Origin of the sequence: Rhizobium sp. AN68 (assembly GCF_030758035.1) — a bacterium.
Classification (GTDB): Bacteria; Pseudomonadota; Alphaproteobacteria; order Rhizobiales; family Rhizobiaceae; genus Agrobacterium; species Agrobacterium tumefaciens.
The window spans coordinates 102,064-117,844 of sequence record NZ_JARWMI010000001.1 but is presented as its reverse complement, the minus strand read 5'-3'; the positions used below and the strand labels follow the sequence as shown (position 1 = coordinate 117,844).

Here is a 15,781-nt window from a genome sequence, read left to right as displayed (position 1 = left end):
CTACAGGACTGCTAGGTCGAGAGAAAGATGTAAGGCACGCCCTTGCATCTTTAACGTCTTTCGCGAGTTAAAGCTGATCTTCATAAAGCAGATGCGGACATGGCACATATTTTTTGAGTTCATCGGTGCATCTAAAGGCGGACTGCTGATGGACACTGGCGCTTTAACAACAAACGACATCGGAAAACTTATGGCCGTTTCTCATCAAGGTCCGCTGGCTAACACCAGGCTTTCTGGACGAACGATTCTCATTCTGATTGGCGTCGCGGTCATCCTGCACGTGGGTCAGGAAATCTTCGTGCCATTAGCCTTGGCTCTCCTCCTGACATTCACTCTGGCACCTATTGTCTCTTTTCTCCGAAAACACTCAGTGCCCAAGATTGCCGCCGTTATTTTGGCGGTCGCCTCAGCCTTCATGGCAATTGCGCTGTTCAGTTTCGTCGTCGCCACGCAGGTGACAAATCTTGCCGAAAACATCCCGACATATCAGCGCAATATCGTCACCAAGGTTCAGGCGCTCAGCCAAGCCGGATCAGGCAATGGTGTGCTCGAACATCTGAGCAAGGTTGTCGAGCGTGTCGGCGCCGAGTTGCAGACACGCGCCGTCGAAAGTCAGGACGAGCAGTCGACCGCACCAACCATGCGAGAGCCGATGCCCGTTGAAATCGTCACACGATCCCATCCGGTCGAGACACTTGGCAATTTCATTCTTCCGCTTATCAGCCCGTTTGCAACGGCAGGTTTGGTCATCGTTCTTGTGATTTTCATGTTGATCGAGCGCGAGGACCTTCGCGACAGGTTCATCAGGCTGGTTGGACTTGGTGACCTGCATCGCACGACGGCAGCGCTGCAGGACGCTGGAAAACGGGTTGGGAAATACCTTCTGATGCAATTGGTGGTAAATGCCCTTTACGCCTTTCCCATCACCATTGGGCTTTGGGTGCTTGGCATTCCGAACGCGATCCTGTGGGGTCTGCTGACGCTGGTTCTGCGTTTCGTGCCCTATATTGGTCCCGTTATCGGAATGGTATTGCCGCTGTTCCTCGCCCTTGCAATCTCTCCCGGCTGGTCGTTGGTCGCGTGGGTCGCGGCACTTTTCATTATCACCGAACTGATCAGCAATAATGTGGTTGAACCTTGGCTTTATGGTAGCCACACCGGCTTGTCTCCGATGGCGATCATCGTCTCCGCAATCTTCTGGTCCTGGCTCTGGGGACCGCTGGGGTTAATGCTGTCGACACCTCTCACGGTGTGTCTGGTCGTTCTTGGCAGATATGTCCCCGAGTTCAGTTTTCTGGACGTTCTGCTCGGAAATGAACCAGTCCTCCAACCGCAGGAAAAGCTTTACCAGCGGCTGCTCTCCGGCGACCCCAACGAAGCGACTGACAACGCCGAAGAGTTTCTCGAAGAGGAATATCTCATCGACTACTACGAAAAAGTTGGTCTTCCTGCCTTGATCCTGGGCGAAGCGGACCGCCAGCGCGGCGTGATGACAGAGGCTCAGATCGCGCTTCTTGCCTCCAGCGCCCATGCCCTCATTGAAAATCTTGCAGAGATTGCGAGCGAAGAGGAAAACGAGGGACTGTCGGAAGACGAACAGACTTCAGCGCCAGAGACCAAAGAGACAATCGCGCTACCGGAGGGTAAGGGAAGATCAATTCTATCCCTGGGAGGCCGAGGGGCCATGGACGATGCAGCGTCTGCGATGTTATCGCAAGTTCTCTTGGTTCAGGGTGCGCAGATCAGACAAGCAGACTATACGGTGATTGAAGGACGAGATCTAAAGGCTCTGGTGGCTGACGATATCGACACCGTTGTCGTTACGTTTCTCAATGAGAACTCGAAATCGCACGCGCGACAGATCGTGCGTCGTTTAAAGCGTGTAAGACCTTCTCTTCGTGTCGGCATTTTGTTGCCGATGGGAGAAAGCGGGCGCGAAGCGCCAATCGACCCACAAGACATAAGCGCCGACTTCGTTGCCGCTTCGCTGACGCAGGCCGTCTTGTCGGCCCTGAGCGACACAGGCCCTGTGGCCTTGAAAAGCCCCGTGAGAAAAGTGGCACGCCAGCGCCGGGTGCCGCCGGTGGCTGCCTGAACGCAGCCACGAGAAGTCTGTTGATACTACCAATGTGCACGCATCTCGTCTCCTGGATCATAACGCATAGGACCACCCGAAAGCTTCAGCCCCTGGACTTGCGCACGCTCATCACCGCCCAAACCCGTACTCTGCAAAAAGCACGATGCATCGATACAAAGATTGATAACGTCACGCGTCCCGAGGTATCTACGGCGAACTAAGAGCAGTCAGGTCTGAAGCTTGACAGTTGCGACATCAAAAGCGGCCTGCGGTTGTGAGACCTTTCAGCTTGGAGTCTCCCCTTGCTGAAACTTGGATTGGAGCCACTGATGTATGGATGACGTTCCCGCCAACAGTGAACCGCCGTCCTTTACAACACCGCCGCTAAGCGAGGTAACAAGCGCTCCGGCTTCCTGGGCAATAATCTTTCCAGCCGCGTAGTCGTAATGGCTAAGGCCGTCTTCGAAATAGCCATTTAGCCTGCCCGCGCCAACATATGCGAGATCGAGTGCGGCCGAGCCGAGTCGGCGGATGCCTGCCGTCTCGTTGGTGATGGTATCAAGGGCCCGGAAGAAACTACTGCGGTCCATCGACTTCAACTGTCCGTGGATCGGCATAGATAGAGATATGATGGATTCTTCCGGCTTTTTCTCTTCCAACCGTGTCAGTTCCTTACCGTTCATCCGGGCACCCTGCCCTCGAACTGCCGTGAACATCTCGTCCCGCAATGGGTCAAGGACGACGCCCAGTATTTCGCCATCGTCGTCGCAAAGAGCGATGCTGACAGCAAAATAGGGAATGCCCCAAATGAAGTTGCTGGTTCCGTCGAGCGGGTCTACCACCCAGCGGCGTCGTGCGTCTGGTTTGCGCGTACCGGTTTCTTCACCCACGAAACCGTAGAGATCACCTGCTCTTGCCAGAACTGCGGCAATAGCCTCCTCGGCAGCAAGATCGGCCTTGGACGCATAATCACCCAAAGCTTTTCGTTGAACACTATCGCGGGACATGGCGCCGAAATGCGTCTTCAGTTCAGCGCCTCCGGCAAGTGCGGCGGACAATGCAAGCTGCATCAGTTCGTCAAGCGACAAGTCCGCCATCTCATACTCCCGAGGGTAGAAAAGTTATCGTCTCGAAATCCACACCGACGCGAGAGTCGAGATCGAGTGCGTGTCGTGTTTCCACCGAGATGGTCGCACCGTTCTCAAGTCGAAGGCTCTGCGTCCAGGCCTTGCCCATGAAGCGGCGATCTTTCACCGTTGCATTGACGAGAGCTCTGCCGTTTTCGCGGGTCATTACCTGTTCGGGACGCACGACAAGTGTGCCTTTACCGCGGTGGCCGCTTCCTGTGATAGGAAGTCTCGATCCGTCAGCCATCTGGAAGCCGGTCTCATCAAATTCGCCCTCCAGAAAGTTTGCGCTGCCGACGAACTCGGCAACGAAGCGGTTCGCCGGTCGCGAATAAATTGTTTCGGGATCTGCAAGCTGCTGCACAATTCCATTCTGCATCACGGCGATCCGGTCCGACATTTCGAGGGCTTCTTCCTGATCATGCGTCACATAGATTGCTGTGAGACCGAGTCTCTTCTGCAGACTGCGCAGTTCATGGCGAAGAGCCACGCGAAGACGCGCATCAAGGTTGGACATGGGCTCGTCCATGAGAAGCAGCGGCGGGTTGATGACGAGTGCACGCGCCAGCGCGATGCGCTGCTGCATACCCCCACTCATTTCTGCGGGATAGCGCTTCTCGACGCCGTGAAGCTCGACCTGGGCCAGTGCGGCCCGAACCCTTTCAGCAACTTCGCTCTTCGGAACCTTACGCAGTTTGAGCCCGTAAGCGACATTGTCGAACACGGTCTGGTTTGGCCACAGCGCATAGTTCTGGAAGACGAAGCCGATATTTCTGTCCCAGGCGGCGAACGAGGTCACGTTCTGCCCGTTGAACAGGATTTTTCCGCCATCGATTGGGTGGAAACCTGCAATGGCGCGCAAAAGTGTCGTCTTGCCGCAACCGGACGGCCCTAGCAGCGTGAAAAATTCGCCCGGCCTGATCGTGAGGCTGATGTCTTTCAGAACTGCATGATTGCCAAAGGTCTTGGAGACGGCGTCGATGACGACCTCGCAGCCTTGGGTTGGAGTTTTGGAAGATGAGGTTTCAACCACCGGAATTTCCTCGAATTTGGCCGTAGCGGACAATGAAATAGAGAGGGATGTAAATGATCAGCATCAGCAGGATGGTCTGTGCTGCGGAGACACCGAAATCGGCATCGACAAGCGTGTTCTCGAAGATCACGGCTGTCATCGGCTTCCACGGCGGACGATAGAGAACGATGGTAGACGACAGCTCCGTGACGATGTGAAGGAAGGTGAGCGTTGCACCGGTTACCGCCCCCGCCAGAACAAGAGGTGCCGTTATGGTGAAGAACACCCTGAATGGACGCGCTCCAAGACTGATTGCGGCCTCTTCGAGAGCCGGGTGAACGCGCCTCAGGGCCGCCTCTGACGCCTTCACCGTAAAAGGCAGGTTTCGAATGAGATAGGCAAGGAGAAGGATGAACCAGGTGCCGGTCAGTTGCAGCGGCGCCTTGTTGAACATCATGATGAGACCGATACCGAGCACCGTGCCGGGAATGACGTAGGGCATCATGACAGTGAGGCTGAGAACGGGGGCGATGATCCGGTAGCGCTTGCGTATAATCACATATGCAATCCCCAACCCGATTGCTGTTGCCGCCAGCGTTCCGGCAATACCAAGCGACAAGGTCACCCAAGCCGGCCCCATGCCGGTGCGCCACATAGTGGCGTAGTTTTCCAGCGTAAAGTTCGCCCTGGGCAGGCCGACCCGCCATTCCATGAAGCTGGAAACCAGCACCGTCAGGTGGGGCGTGAATGCCATGAGAAGGGCAATGATGACCGCGCCAAGCACTGTGACATGAGCAAGAGGCGATAGCGGCTTGCGTTCCAGCGCCCGCGACGACACCACGGCAAAACCGCGTCGCGCCAAATAGATTTGCTGCGCCATGAGGAACAGGCTCGAGATGGTGATGAGCACAATCGATCCTGTGGCCGCAAGCGCCGGATTGCGTCCTGCCTCACTCAGGAAGGACGTATAGATCAGAACCGGCAGTGCGTTGACATCGAGGCCAATGATGCGCGGCGTTCCGAAGTCAGACAGGGCTGCCATCGTTGCCAGATAGAGACCGGTGATGATGCCGGGGAGTGCCAGCGGAATTTCGACCGTCATGCGCACACGAGGCGGCTTGGCACCAAGGCTTTCCGCTGCCTCGATATGGCCAGCGTCCAAACTCTGAAACGAGCTGTGACTGAGCAGAAAGATGATTGGAAAGACCAGCCAGGTGATGACCCAAATGACGCCATGCAAGCCGACAATCGAGACATCGAGGCCGAGATAGTTGGTCAGAACGCCGTTTCGTCCCAGAAGCAAGCGCCAGGCGTATGCCCCCAGAAATGGTGGAGACACGGACGCCATAGTGACAAGAAAGACGATAGCAGTGCTGCCCGCGACCCGGTAACGTGCGATAAGATAAGCCAGCGATACGCCGATCAAAGCGGCAAGTCCGGTGGATGTCAACGCGATCAGCAGGCTGTTTACCGTGGCGGAAAGGGTTTCCGAGCGTGTAAAGAAATCGGTATAGTGGACAGCAGAGAGCGACAGCGATTTGTTTTCGAAGGTGATGTAGGCGTTCGCGGCATGTGAGAGCAGGACGGCGTTGAGCGACTGCGCGTTGATGTCTAAAGGCGCTGGTGCAGTTGTCGCGAATAGCCCCCGGGGCGCCTGCTGCGAAAGCGTGAACCGAGCCGAGCCCAGATCGAGTTCAAGTAAACCTGCCTCATCCTTACCAACCGAAATCGGCTCTTGCGAAGAGAGGCGCAGCGTTCGGTCATCCTGGACGTCTACAGTCAGACTGTCAGTCGAACTCAACGTTATCGCAACGCCGTCAGAAAGTTTAGCAACGCTGTATCGGGCGGTCATCTCCGGGACGAATTGCAAGCCGTCTTTATTATGCAGAAGAGTAAAACGGCCGCCCTCCTCCAGGAGGGAGGCGGCCATGAGGCGAACCTGCGGGACAACAATCGTCAGGCCGCAGAGCACGAGCGCGACGATTGAAAATATCAGCCAATTGTCGCGCAGCACCTTCATTTTCCGCGAAGCTCCTGAAAGCGAGCCACGACCACAGGGCGCGGATCGACAGCGGATACGATCGTGAGCGTAGCCATGTCAGGCAGAGCGGCGGGAGGCGTTACATCCTTGCGTGCCGAGCGTCGAACGGTGGCGTCGCGAACGATTTCATGCGCCGTCTTGCTGCCGAGGAAATCGATGAAGCTCTTGGCGTCTTCGATGTGCTGTGCGCCCTTGACGATGGCTTGCGCATCGATCTGGCCGGTAACCGCATCGGCCGGATAGACGATTTCGATCGGCAGGCCTTGAGCCTTCCACTTGGCACCCAGATCCTCGTTAATCCAGCCAACTGCTGCTTCACCGTCGCGTACGGCGTTGAAGGCGTCATCGGAACCGGGAGCAATGCGCGCACCCTTGGCCATTTGACCGACGAAATCCCAACCGAAATTGCCAGCAAGAGCGGAAAGAATGACATAGCCGGTGCCGGATTTTGCAGGGTCTGGAATAATCAGGCCACCGTTCTTTGCGAAGTCCTGTGAGACGAGATCTTTCTGCGTGCTTGGTATGGAGCCGGCCTCGACGCGTTTGGTGCTGACGACCAGCGGCTGCAGCAGCACCGTGAACGGATGCCAGATGTGATTGGGATCGTTAGTCACCATGTCGGCGTCGGACTTGCTTTCGAACGATTGGAAGAGCGCTGCATTTTCTTCGAAGGTCTGCGTCGGTCCGCCCCACATGACGTCTGCCGAGGAATTGCCACCTTCTGCACGCAGACGCTCGATCAGCTCGCCAGTACCGCCGCGCACGACGGTCACCTTCACATCCGGATTTTCCTTAGCAAAAGCGTCGAGGATGGGAGCAGATGTCGCCTCCCCATGAGCGGTGTAGACCACCAGTTCTCCGGCATTCGCAACACTGATGATCGACGCCGACGCCAACGCGCCCGCTATGATACGCCGCAAGGTCCATTTCAGCATGACTATGTTCCCTTTTTAAAGTCACTGAGAAGAAGGCGACCCTATTAATCCATTTACCAGATTAAAAATCAAGCCGCCTTTTCTTCGGAATTACGGTCCTTGCGTTACAGTATTATGACTGAAGGCTAAGATCATCTGCATTGCGAACTGCTTGACGCCCATAGGCTGGGCTGATAAATTCCATTTAATTTATTAAATAGGAATTGGCCCCGATGAGCTTGATGGGCAGCAATCACACATATTCCGGCCGCTACAACCGTCGCCTCGTTTTCGATCTTATCCGATCTGGCAATGGCACAAGCCGGCGTGACCTTGTCGATGTGACAGGCTTGAAGCCGCAAACCATGTCCAATATCTGCAAGGACCTGATAGACCGTTCAGTGGTTGTGGAAACCATCCAACAAGAGGGCGCGCGCGGTGCGCCGCAAAAGAAGATGTGGGTCAGGGCCGAGGCCGGTTGCTGCCTGGGTATTCACGTAGATCGCGACGGGCTTCTGGGCATCGTCTGCGATCTGGCGGGGCGGGAGTTGGGTCGCGAAACCGCATCCGCATCGCTCGAAGATCCATCCGACACCATCCGTGCCATCGCCGATATGACACAGCGTCTGCGGTCGGTTACCGTGGATCGTCCCGCCTGGGGCATCGGCATCGCGATGCCCACATTGCAGGAGGCGGAATTCGAACATCCCGTCGGCCCGCCGGGTTGGGATGCGTGGAGCCGTATGCCGGTAGCGGAAGCCATCGAAGATGCATGTGGCCTCCCCACCATCGTCGAGAATGACGCCACAGCCGCAGCAGTTGCCGAACTGAGGGTGGGAAGTGCGGGAGGACTGAGCCACTACGTCCATATTTTCGTCGGGCACGGACTTGGGGCAGGCATTATCAATGACAGCATGCCGCTTCAGGGATTTTGGAACAATGCCGGAGAAATCGGTCTCCTGACATGGCCGGCGGAACTTGCCAATCCAGATGCGGGGAAACAAACACCGTTTTCGATCGACGAACTTGCAGCGATGCTGTCGTGCGAAAGCAAGGAGATTGCGCGGCCTGGGGCATTGGAGAAACTTTACGCTCAACGCGACAGTGTTCTGATGCGATGGCTCGACCTCAATTCAAAGCGCCTGCGGTTGCTGGTGTCGCTGCTTGAAAACATCATGGACCCGCAGACCATCGTGGTTGGAGGGCACTTTCCACCAGCGCTCATCAATTCCCTGATCGACCGGGCCTATCCCCTTTTGCCGTCAGTCAGCGCCCGAAGCCACCGCGAAATTCCCCGGCTGTGTGCTGGCGCTCTAGGGCCGGAGGCCGCCGCGATCGGCGCTGCCATGCTACCTGTGATTGCTCATGGCAGCCCAGACTTCAGGCGCCTCTCATCGATGCGCGGACGCAGCCAGACGATTGATTTCGAAAGACGCTTCGATCGGGTCGCAGGCGCGCCAACGGATGACGACACGTCATCCTGATTTACATAACTCTTGCCGACAGGACTAAAACATGAAAATCGCAATTGCCGGGCTCGGCTTTCGGCTTGCCAATGTCATTGCCTCCTTCCGCAAGGCCTGCCCTGAACTGGAAATTGTCGGCTTGATGGACCCGCAGCCTGCTGGGCTGCCAGCCATTCAGTCGGCAGGCATGGCGGCGCCGCGACGTTTCGAAACCATCGAGGCTATGCTGACGCAGACGAAGCCGGATCTTCTTATGGTCGGCTCGCCCAATCTTTTCCATCTGGAACATATCACCGCGGGATTGCGCGCAGGCGTGCGGGTTTTCACGGAGAAACCGGTGGTGATCGACGAAAACCAGACAATGACGATGGCGCGTCTGCTTGCCAAATATGGCGATGAAAGCGTTATCGTGGGGCTCGTTCTGCGGTACTCTGACCTTTATCGGGATCTGCGCGCAGCCCAGACGCAAGGTCAAATCGGCGCCATCACGTCGATTGAGGCATCCGAGCATATCGCACCCTACCACGGAGCATTCTTCATGCGGGACTGGCGACGGCATACGCGCTACGCTGGGCCGTTTATCTTGGAGAAATGCTGCCACGATCTCGACCTCTATGGCAGCGTTGTTGGGCAGCGGGCGATGGCCGTTGCCAGCTTCGGCGGCCGAAAGTCGTTTATCGCGGAAAACAAACCGGATCAGTTCTCCGCGTTTCAACAGCGGGAATTCTATAAAAAGCCGAGCGGCTGGCTAGAGGGTGGCGCGGTGTTCGAGAGTGACGGCGATATTATCGACTATCAGACCGCGATTATCGAATACAATGGCGGGGCGACGATGACGTTTCATACCAATCTCAACGTTCCAGATCAGTTCCGCCGCTTCTGCGTGATCGGTAGCAAGGGAATGGCCGAAGGCGATTTCATCCGCAATCGCTTCGAAGTGCACTCTGCAATAACAGGCGAAAAGCTAGTCGAGCGGCGTTACGAGGGGCACGAAAGCGATCACTATGGCGCAGATGATCAGATGGCCTCGGATATCTACAGGCATCTGACCGAGGCCTCTCCCCTGCCCGTCAATATCGTCTCAGCCTTGGAAGCGGGGCTCGTGGCAATCAAGATCGATGAGGCACGCCGTCTCCGGCGCACCATCGAGCTTGCTGAAACCTGGCAGCGCTTCGATGACGCGCTTCGCACCCCGCATGTGGCTGCCTGAGGCCACGATTATGACCATGCCAGAGTCTCTATCCTCCGTAATCATCCGCAACGCCCGACCGTCCGATGAGACGGCGATCCTCGACATATGTGTGCGCACTTCAGATCGAGGCAAAGACGGATCACAATACTACTCTGACCCGAGACTTCCCGGACTCTTATGGGCGCTGCCCTATGTCCGCTTCTGCGCAGAAACTGCATTCGTGCTGACGAAGGATGACGTCGTCATGGGCTACTGTGTCGCCGCAACCGATACGATTGCCTATGAAAATTGGCTCGAGGCCGCATGGTGGCCGTCCTTGCAGGAAGAGCTCCGCGATTTCGAAACACGGACAGTAGAGGATGAGAACGTTCTTTCCTATATTCGAAGCGCAAGAAAGACCCCGGCTGAGGTCACGCGGCCCTACCCCGCCCATCTGCATATCAATCTTCTGCCTGAGATCCAAAATGGCGGCCATGGGTCGTCGCTACTGCGACATCAACTGGATTCTTTAACGAGGTCTGACGTAAGAGGCGTCCATCTAGGCGTTAATCAGTATAACGAAAAGGTCGTAGCATTTTACGCCAAATTCGGCTTTGTGGAAATTGACCGGACACCATCGATCGTGATGGCGAAGCGGCTGATTGAATAAAATACTTAAAGCGCGTCGCGATTTCTAACGTCGCTCTTCAAGCTGTAGCGCCTTTTGCTTTCACTTGTCGAAGCTCGAGGATAACCAAAACTTTTCCAGAAATGATTTTCATGGCGAGCTGGCTTTTATAGTCCATTCCGTTTTGCGACAAAGTGTCTTTTCGCCCTGAAGGGGTACGAACCTGCCGCACGTCATTTGTTGTCAGACTTTTTGGAGCAGTTCCATTGGCTTAGAAACACAGTGGAATGGACTCAATCGAATATTATTGATGAATTTCGTTTAGGTATTCAGCGCATTGTTGAGGTCGTGCAATCCGACCATCAGCATCATGGGAGTGAGGCAATCCGCCCCCGTCAACTTTCAATAGAAAGCCTGATACACCCAGACAGTCGTTGGCCGGGAGAGATCGTTTCGACGCCGCGGCCATTTCGCTCTGGTTCCGGTAAGCCAAGTGCTCCGGCGACCATGGAAACGGGTTCAAGACAAAGATAGCGGTCCATACGGTGGGCAGCGAGATTGCTAAAAACAGGATCGGCCTCGAGCAACAGTGAAAAACTGTCAAAACCGATGCGCGCATATGACCAGTCGGTGAAGTGCAAGGTGTATCCCGTCGTAGCAGGAATGGTAGGTTTCGAGCGGGGCACCGCTTGCTGGCCGGTTGGCACGTTCTGCACATCGAGGGGATATTGCAGTTTGGCATCGGTGCTGGCGTCGCAGCCTAATTCTGCCGAAAAATAGGGATGCCAGCCAAGCGAAACCGGCACAGGCCGGTTTTCCAGATTGGTTATCGACAATTCCACCGTCAAACGGTTGCTTTCAAGCAAGAAAGATTGTTCAGCGCGGAAGGAAAATGGCCACTCAGCATCCGCCTTATAGTCAAGCACCAGTGTGCACTGATCGCCCGCCAGGCTGGAAATATCCCACGATCTTCGGTGAGCAGGTCCATGCATGGCATCAGGCGAAAGGGCGGGATGTGGAAGAAGGTCGTGGCGGATATCCGCGTGAACGAATGAGCGGCCATATAACCTGTTGTGATATGGAATGAGCGGATAGGCACCTGCCCTCGGCCAGTTCAACGGGTCAAAAGACTCCCCCGCTGTCGGCACCAGAATATCGCCGTGATCCTCGTGGTGCAGATGCGTCATCCTTCCACCCCAGGAAGGGCGGAGGCGGGCCGAAAGCTGCCTGAAGGCAATAGTAACCGTTTCAGGCAAAAGCATATGAGCCATCAGGCCGTTTCGGCACGCGTCGCTGCCAGTGAACATAGCCATCTTCCTGCATGGCCTTTTCATCCATCTCGACTCCCCAACCCGGTCGGTCCGGCCTCAGTTCCAGGTATCCATCCTTTGGCAAATAAGGGTCGACAACATAGCGCGTTTCATCCTCGCGTTTTTCGAGGTCGGTGCCGCCATAAACATAGCACTGCCCTTTCGGCAGCCTGTATTCAAGAATACGGAAATTCTGTTGGGCGGCGGAGAAATGCACGTTGACGGCGGTGGCGAGCGGCCCCATCGGATTGTGCGGTGCGATGCTGACGAAATGCGCCTCTGCAAGCGTGGCGATGCGGCGCATTTCCGAAATACCACCGACAACGCAGATGTCGGGTTGAATGATATCGGCGCCCCGGACTTGCAGAAGACGCAGGAAGTCATTGCGGTTGTAAAGACTTTCACCCGTTGCCAGCGTGCAGTTCAGCCCCTGCTTCAGGTCTCCCCACATCTCGATATTTTCCGGACGCAACGGCTCTTCGAAAAATAGCGGATCGTAAGGGGCAAGCGCATTACCCAGTTGACGAGCGGCAGCAGGCTCGAAAATCTTGGCATGCGCGTCGAAGGCAATATCGTAGTCGGGCCGCACGGTTTCGCGAAGCGAGCGGAAATATTCGGCTGAACTGCGCACCACCTCACCCCAGCGATGGGCGTGAATATCGACGCGCCATGGGCTTAGCTTGAAGGCTGTGAACCCCCAGTCTTCGTTGAGACGATCGAATTCTTCCCTTGCCGCCGGCGCATCCGGTGCCGTGTAGACGCCGGCGTAAACCTTGATACGATCACGCACTTCACCGCCCAAAAGCTTGTAGACAGGCACCCCCGCCGCCTTGGCGGCAAGGTCCCAGAGGCAATGGTCAAGGGCTGAGATTGCCGAAAGACCAAGTGCTCCGGGCGGAAAGCGGTTTTGTTGGAGGAGAAGATTGTAGAGATACTCGACCCGAGTCGGATCCTGCCCGGCAAGGAAGCCGTAGAGGTAATCCAGAACCGGGGGCAATGCGAGATCGGGGCCGTGATTGTAGCATTCGCCCCAGCCGGTCAAACCGTCATCGGTATCGAGAGCGACGATAACGCGGGGGCGGTCCTTGTCGCGGGTAACGAATACCCGCATGCGATCGATTTTCATGCTTTGGTCTTCCTCTTGAATTGCGAGAAGCAACAGCCGCGCTGTTATCTGGCAGCAGCTCCGTTCTTGATCTCGGGCGGCTCGACGTAGCGGAACCTTCTCGTGCGGTCGCGGTCGCGCGGATCCGGGCGCGGAATGGCCGACAGAAGTGCCTGCGTATAAGGGTGATCCGGCGCGTTGCAGACTTTTTCGGCGTCTCCCACCTCAACAAGCTTGCCGCGATACATCACTCCGACGCGGTCGCACATGTATCTGATGACGCCGATGTCATGGCTGATGAAGATGTAAGCCAGGCCAAGTTCGTCCTGCAGCCGCATGAGCAGGTCCAGCACCTGGAAACGCACCGAAACATCGAGCGCCGATGTCGCCTCATCCGCAACGATGATGCGCGGCCGGAGCGTGATGGCGCGGGCGATACCGATGCGTTGGCGCTGGCCGCCGGAAAAGGCGTGTGGGTAACGCTCACGTCCGGCCGGGTCCAGACCCACCTGCTCCATCAGGGCGCAGACGCGCTCATCCAGTTCCTTGCCTTTCGCAATGCCGTTGACCAGCAGCGGCTCGCCGATGACCTGTGCCACCGTCATTCGCGGATTGAGCGAACCGAATGGATCCTGAAAAACCATGCGTAACTCACGCCGCGCCGCTTTCAGCTCCGCACCTTCGATTTTGGCAAGATCGACCACCGTGCCATCCGCCCGGCGATAGCGCATCTCGCCCCCGGTCGGATCGTAGAGGCGCATGATCGAGCGGCCCATGGTGGTCTTGCCGGAGCCGCTTTCGCCGACGATGCCGAGCGTTTCGCCCGGAAGCAGCTTGATCGACACGCCATCCAGCGCTTTCATCTCACCGAAGTGCATCGAGAGGTCGTTCACTTCTAGGATAGGCGCCGCGGCAAGATCGAGCGGCGGGCGGGCAAGCCGGATATCCGCCTTCTGCTCCAGCTTCAGAACCGAGCCAATCAGCATGCGCGTATAGGGGTCTTGCGGATTGTGGAATATTTCATCGACAGTGCCATATTCCTTGGCGACGCCGTGATGCATGACCAGCACGTCATCGGCAATCTGCGCCACCACGCCCATGTCGTGGGTGATGAACAGCACCGCCATGCCATGCGCCTTTTGCAGCCGCGATATCAGGTCGAGGATTTCGGCCTGCGTCGTGACGTCTAGCGCGGTTGTCGGTTCGTCAGCGATCAACAGTTGCGGTTTGCAGGCTAGCGCCATGGCGATCATGGCGCGCTGGCGCATGCCGCCGGAATATTGGAAGGCATAACGATCCAGCGCCTTTTCGGGGTTGGGAATTTCCACCTGTCGCAGCAGCTCGATGGCTTCCGCACGTGCCTGCGCCTTGCTCATCTTCAAGTGCAGCCGCAGAACTTCGGTGATTTGATCACCGACGGTATGCACCGGCGACAGCGACGACATCGGCTCCTGAAAAATCATCGCGATATCTGCGCCGCGCACCGAGCGGATGGCCCGGCTGCGCGGATCGAGCTTTGCGAGATCCAGCGACGTGCCGTCGGCACGGTTGAGGATGATCGACCCGGAAGCGATGTAACCGGGGCTGTCGATGATCTGGAGGATCGAGCGGGCGGTGACGGATTTGCCGGAACCGCTTTCGCCCACGACGCAGAGCGTCTTGCCGGGATCGATGGAAAAGGAGAGATCGTTTACCGCGCGGAAAATGCCGTTTCGCACGGGAAATTCGGTGACCAGATTGCGGACGTCAAGCAGCGGTCGGTCTGGCTTCATGGAGAGAATATCGCTCATCCGGGGCCTCACTTGTTATAGGGGTCGGCTGCGTCACGCAGACCGTCACCGAGCAGATTGAGCGCCATGACGGCAACGACAACAGCCACGCCGGGCAGGAACAGCCACGGCGCTGTTGCAATCGAGCGAATATTCTGCGCCTCGCGAAGCAGCACGCCCCAGGAAATGGTCGGCGGCTGGAGGCCAAGACCGAGGAAGGACAGCGAGGTTTCCGCAAGGATCATCGCCGGAACCGCAAGCGTGACCGAGGCGATGATGTGGCTCGAAAAACTCGGCAGCATATGGCGGAAAATGATGCGCCCTTCCGGCACGCCATCCAGCCGGGCTGCCGCCACGAATTCTTCCGTCCTCAGTGACAGGAACCTGCCGCGCACGACGCGGGCAAGCTGCGCCCAGCCGGTCAAAGACAGGATGATGGTGATCATCATATATTGCAGCGTTGCCGGCCAACCCTGCGGCAGGGCGGCGGCAAGCGCCAACCAGATGGGAATGGTCGGCAGCGACAAAACGAAGTCGATGACGCGCTGCATGACAAAATCGATGCGGCCGCCGTAATAACCGGAGATACCGCCCAGAACGACACCGAGAAGCAGCGAGAAAAACACGCCGACTAGACCGATGGACAGCGAAATCTGCGAGCCCTGTATTACCCGGCTGAAAACATCACGGCCAAGGCGATCCGCGCCGAAAAGGAAGAGCGGTCGGGTCTTGTCGGTCGAGGCCAGCAGATGGATATCCGTGGTGAACAGGCCGAGCACCGAATATTCGTAGCCGCGACCGAATAGCTGGATCGGGATTTTCTTGGCCGTATCTTCGACGAACACTGCTGCCAGCGTTTCAGGATCACGCGTCAGCTTCAGCGGATAATAATGCAGACCAAGCGAGAGGCCGTCCCTCGTATCGAGGAAATGCACACGTTGCGGCGGATGGAAAGTGGCGCGCGCATTCTGCAGAACCGGATCGTTGATGGCGAAGAAACCTGGCAAAAGCGCGACGATATACATGGCGATGGTGACGAACAGGGCGGCCATGGCCAGCCTGTGGCGCTTGAACGCCCACCAGATCAGTTGCCATTGCGAGGCGACGGCAGCGCGGTCCGGCCGGGTATTGGTGGTGATGGCGATATCGCTCATGGCGCCC

Annotated in this window: 12 protein-coding genes; 4 read left to right on the top strand and 8 right to left on the bottom strand. The window is 57.0% G+C overall.

Translation table 11 applies throughout. The features are described 5' to 3' along the window. Positions 1-190 precede the first annotated feature (190 nt). Positions 191-2,095, top strand: coding sequence for an AI-2E family transporter (locus tag RBH71_RS00555; RefSeq protein ID WP_323687079.1), 1,905 nt, complete (start codon positions 191-193; stop codon positions 2,093-2,095). A 266-nt stretch (positions 2,096-2,361) separates the two neighbouring features. On the opposite strand, the gene RBH71_RS00550 is transcribed toward RBH71_RS00555, so the two are convergent. The 4 genes from RBH71_RS00550 to RBH71_RS00535 are packed head-to-tail and all read right to left on the bottom strand — an operon-like array spanning position 2,362 to position 7,192. Further along, on the bottom strand, positions 2,362-3,174 hold the full coding sequence (locus RBH71_RS00550; protein ID WP_111801315.1) for an inositol monophosphatase family protein: 813 nt from the start codon (positions 3,172-3,174) through the stop codon (positions 2,362-2,364). Position 3,175: 1 nt separating this feature from the next. Beyond that, a complete protein-coding gene (locus RBH71_RS00545) occupies positions 3,176-4,237 on the bottom strand; it encodes an ABC transporter ATP-binding protein (protein WP_323686952.1) in 1,062 nt (353 codons plus the stop codon). Continuing rightward, positions 4,230-6,236 carry an ABC transporter permease gene (locus RBH71_RS00540; protein WP_111801769.1) on the bottom strand — a complete coding sequence of 669 codons (2,007 nt, stop codon included), beginning with the start codon at positions 6,234-6,236 and terminating at the stop codon, positions 4,230-4,232. The genes RBH71_RS00545 and RBH71_RS00540 overlap by 8 nt, the downstream gene beginning before the upstream one ends. Continuing rightward, the gene (locus RBH71_RS00535; protein WP_112361160.1) at positions 6,233-7,192 is read right to left on the bottom strand and encodes an extracellular solute-binding protein; all 960 of its coding nucleotides are present in this window, start codon (positions 7,190-7,192) and stop codon (positions 6,233-6,235) included. The genes RBH71_RS00540 and RBH71_RS00535 overlap by 4 nt, the downstream gene beginning before the upstream one ends. 212 nt (positions 7,193-7,404) lie before the next feature. Here RBH71_RS00535 and RBH71_RS00530 point away from each other — a divergent pair, with 212 nt between their 5' ends. From RBH71_RS00530 to RBH71_RS00520, 3 genes are read left to right on the top strand one after another with little or no spacing between them, the layout of a single operon-like run. Continuing rightward, complete coding sequence (locus tag RBH71_RS00530; protein ID WP_323686951.1) at positions 7,405-8,655, top strand: ROK family protein; 1,251 nt, start codon at positions 7,405-7,407, stop codon at positions 8,653-8,655. Positions 8,656-8,686: 31 nt separating this feature from the next. After that, complete coding sequence (locus RBH71_RS00525) at positions 8,687-9,847, top strand: Gfo/Idh/MocA family oxidoreductase (RefSeq protein WP_323686950.1); 1,161 nt, start codon at positions 8,687-8,689, stop codon at positions 9,845-9,847. Then, positions 9,813-10,478: a GNAT family N-acetyltransferase gene (locus RBH71_RS00520; protein ID WP_111801319.1), complete on the top strand. Its 666-nt coding sequence runs from the start codon at positions 9,813-9,815 to the stop codon at positions 10,476-10,478. Before RBH71_RS00525 ends, RBH71_RS00520 begins: the two co-directional genes overlap by 35 nt. A 353-nt stretch (positions 10,479-10,831) precedes the next feature. On the opposite strand, the gene RBH71_RS00515 is transcribed toward RBH71_RS00520, so the two are convergent. The 4 genes from RBH71_RS00515 to RBH71_RS00500 are packed head-to-tail and all read right to left on the bottom strand — an operon-like array spanning position 10,832 to position 15,774. After that, entirely contained in the window at positions 10,832-11,698 is an 867-nt protein-coding gene (locus tag RBH71_RS00515) for an aldose 1-epimerase (RefSeq protein ID WP_111851164.1), read from the bottom strand. After that, entirely contained in the window at positions 11,685-12,872 is a 1,188-nt protein-coding gene (locus RBH71_RS00510) for a galactarate dehydratase (RefSeq protein ID WP_013637437.1), read from the bottom strand. Before RBH71_RS00510 ends, RBH71_RS00515 begins: the two co-directional genes overlap by 14 nt. A 44-nt stretch (positions 12,873-12,916) precedes the next feature. Next, positions 12,917-14,641, bottom strand: coding sequence for an ABC transporter ATP-binding protein (locus tag RBH71_RS00505; protein WP_162632386.1), 1,725 nt, complete (start codon positions 14,639-14,641; stop codon positions 12,917-12,919). 8 nt (positions 14,642-14,649) lie between these two features. Beyond that, positions 14,650-15,774: an ABC transporter permease gene (locus RBH71_RS00500; protein WP_097169928.1), complete on the bottom strand. Its 1,125-nt coding sequence runs from the start codon at positions 15,772-15,774 to the stop codon at positions 14,650-14,652. Positions 15,775-15,781 lie beyond the last annotated feature (7 nt).

Coding starts and splice junctions, on each gene's coding strand:
- RBH71_RS00555 (WP_323687079.1), top strand. CDS start 191: ATGGCCGTTTCTCATCAAGGTCCGCTGGCTAACACCAGGCTTTCTGGA.
- RBH71_RS00550 (WP_111801315.1), bottom strand. CDS start 3,174: ATGGCGGACTTGTCGCTTGACGAACTGATGCAGCTTGCATTGTCCGCC.
- RBH71_RS00540 (WP_111801769.1), bottom strand. CDS start 6,236: ATGAAGGTGCTGCGCGACAATTGGCTGATATTTTCAATCGTCGCGCTC.
- RBH71_RS00535 (WP_112361160.1), bottom strand. CDS start 7,192: ATGCTGAAATGGACCTTGCGGCGTATCATAGCGGGCGCGTTGGCGTCG.
- RBH71_RS00530 (WP_323686951.1), top strand. CDS start 7,405: ATGAGCTTGATGGGCAGCAATCACACATATTCCGGCCGCTACAACCGT.
- RBH71_RS00525 (WP_323686950.1), top strand. CDS start 8,687: ATGAAAATCGCAATTGCCGGGCTCGGCTTTCGGCTTGCCAATGTCATT.
- RBH71_RS00520 (WP_111801319.1), top strand. CDS start 9,813: ATGACGCGCTTCGCACCCCGCATGTGGCTGCCTGAGGCCACGATTATG.
- RBH71_RS00515 (WP_111851164.1), bottom strand. CDS start 11,698: ATGCTTTTGCCTGAAACGGTTACTATTGCCTTCAGGCAGCTTTCGGCC.
- RBH71_RS00510 (WP_013637437.1), bottom strand. CDS start 12,872: ATGAAAATCGATCGCATGCGGGTATTCGTTACCCGCGACAAGGACCGC.
- RBH71_RS00505 (WP_162632386.1), bottom strand. CDS start 14,641: ATGAGCGATATTCTCTCCATGAAGCCAGACCGACCGCTGCTTGACGTC.
- RBH71_RS00500 (WP_097169928.1), bottom strand. CDS start 15,774: ATGAGCGATATCGCCATCACCACCAATACCCGGCCGGACCGCGCTGCC.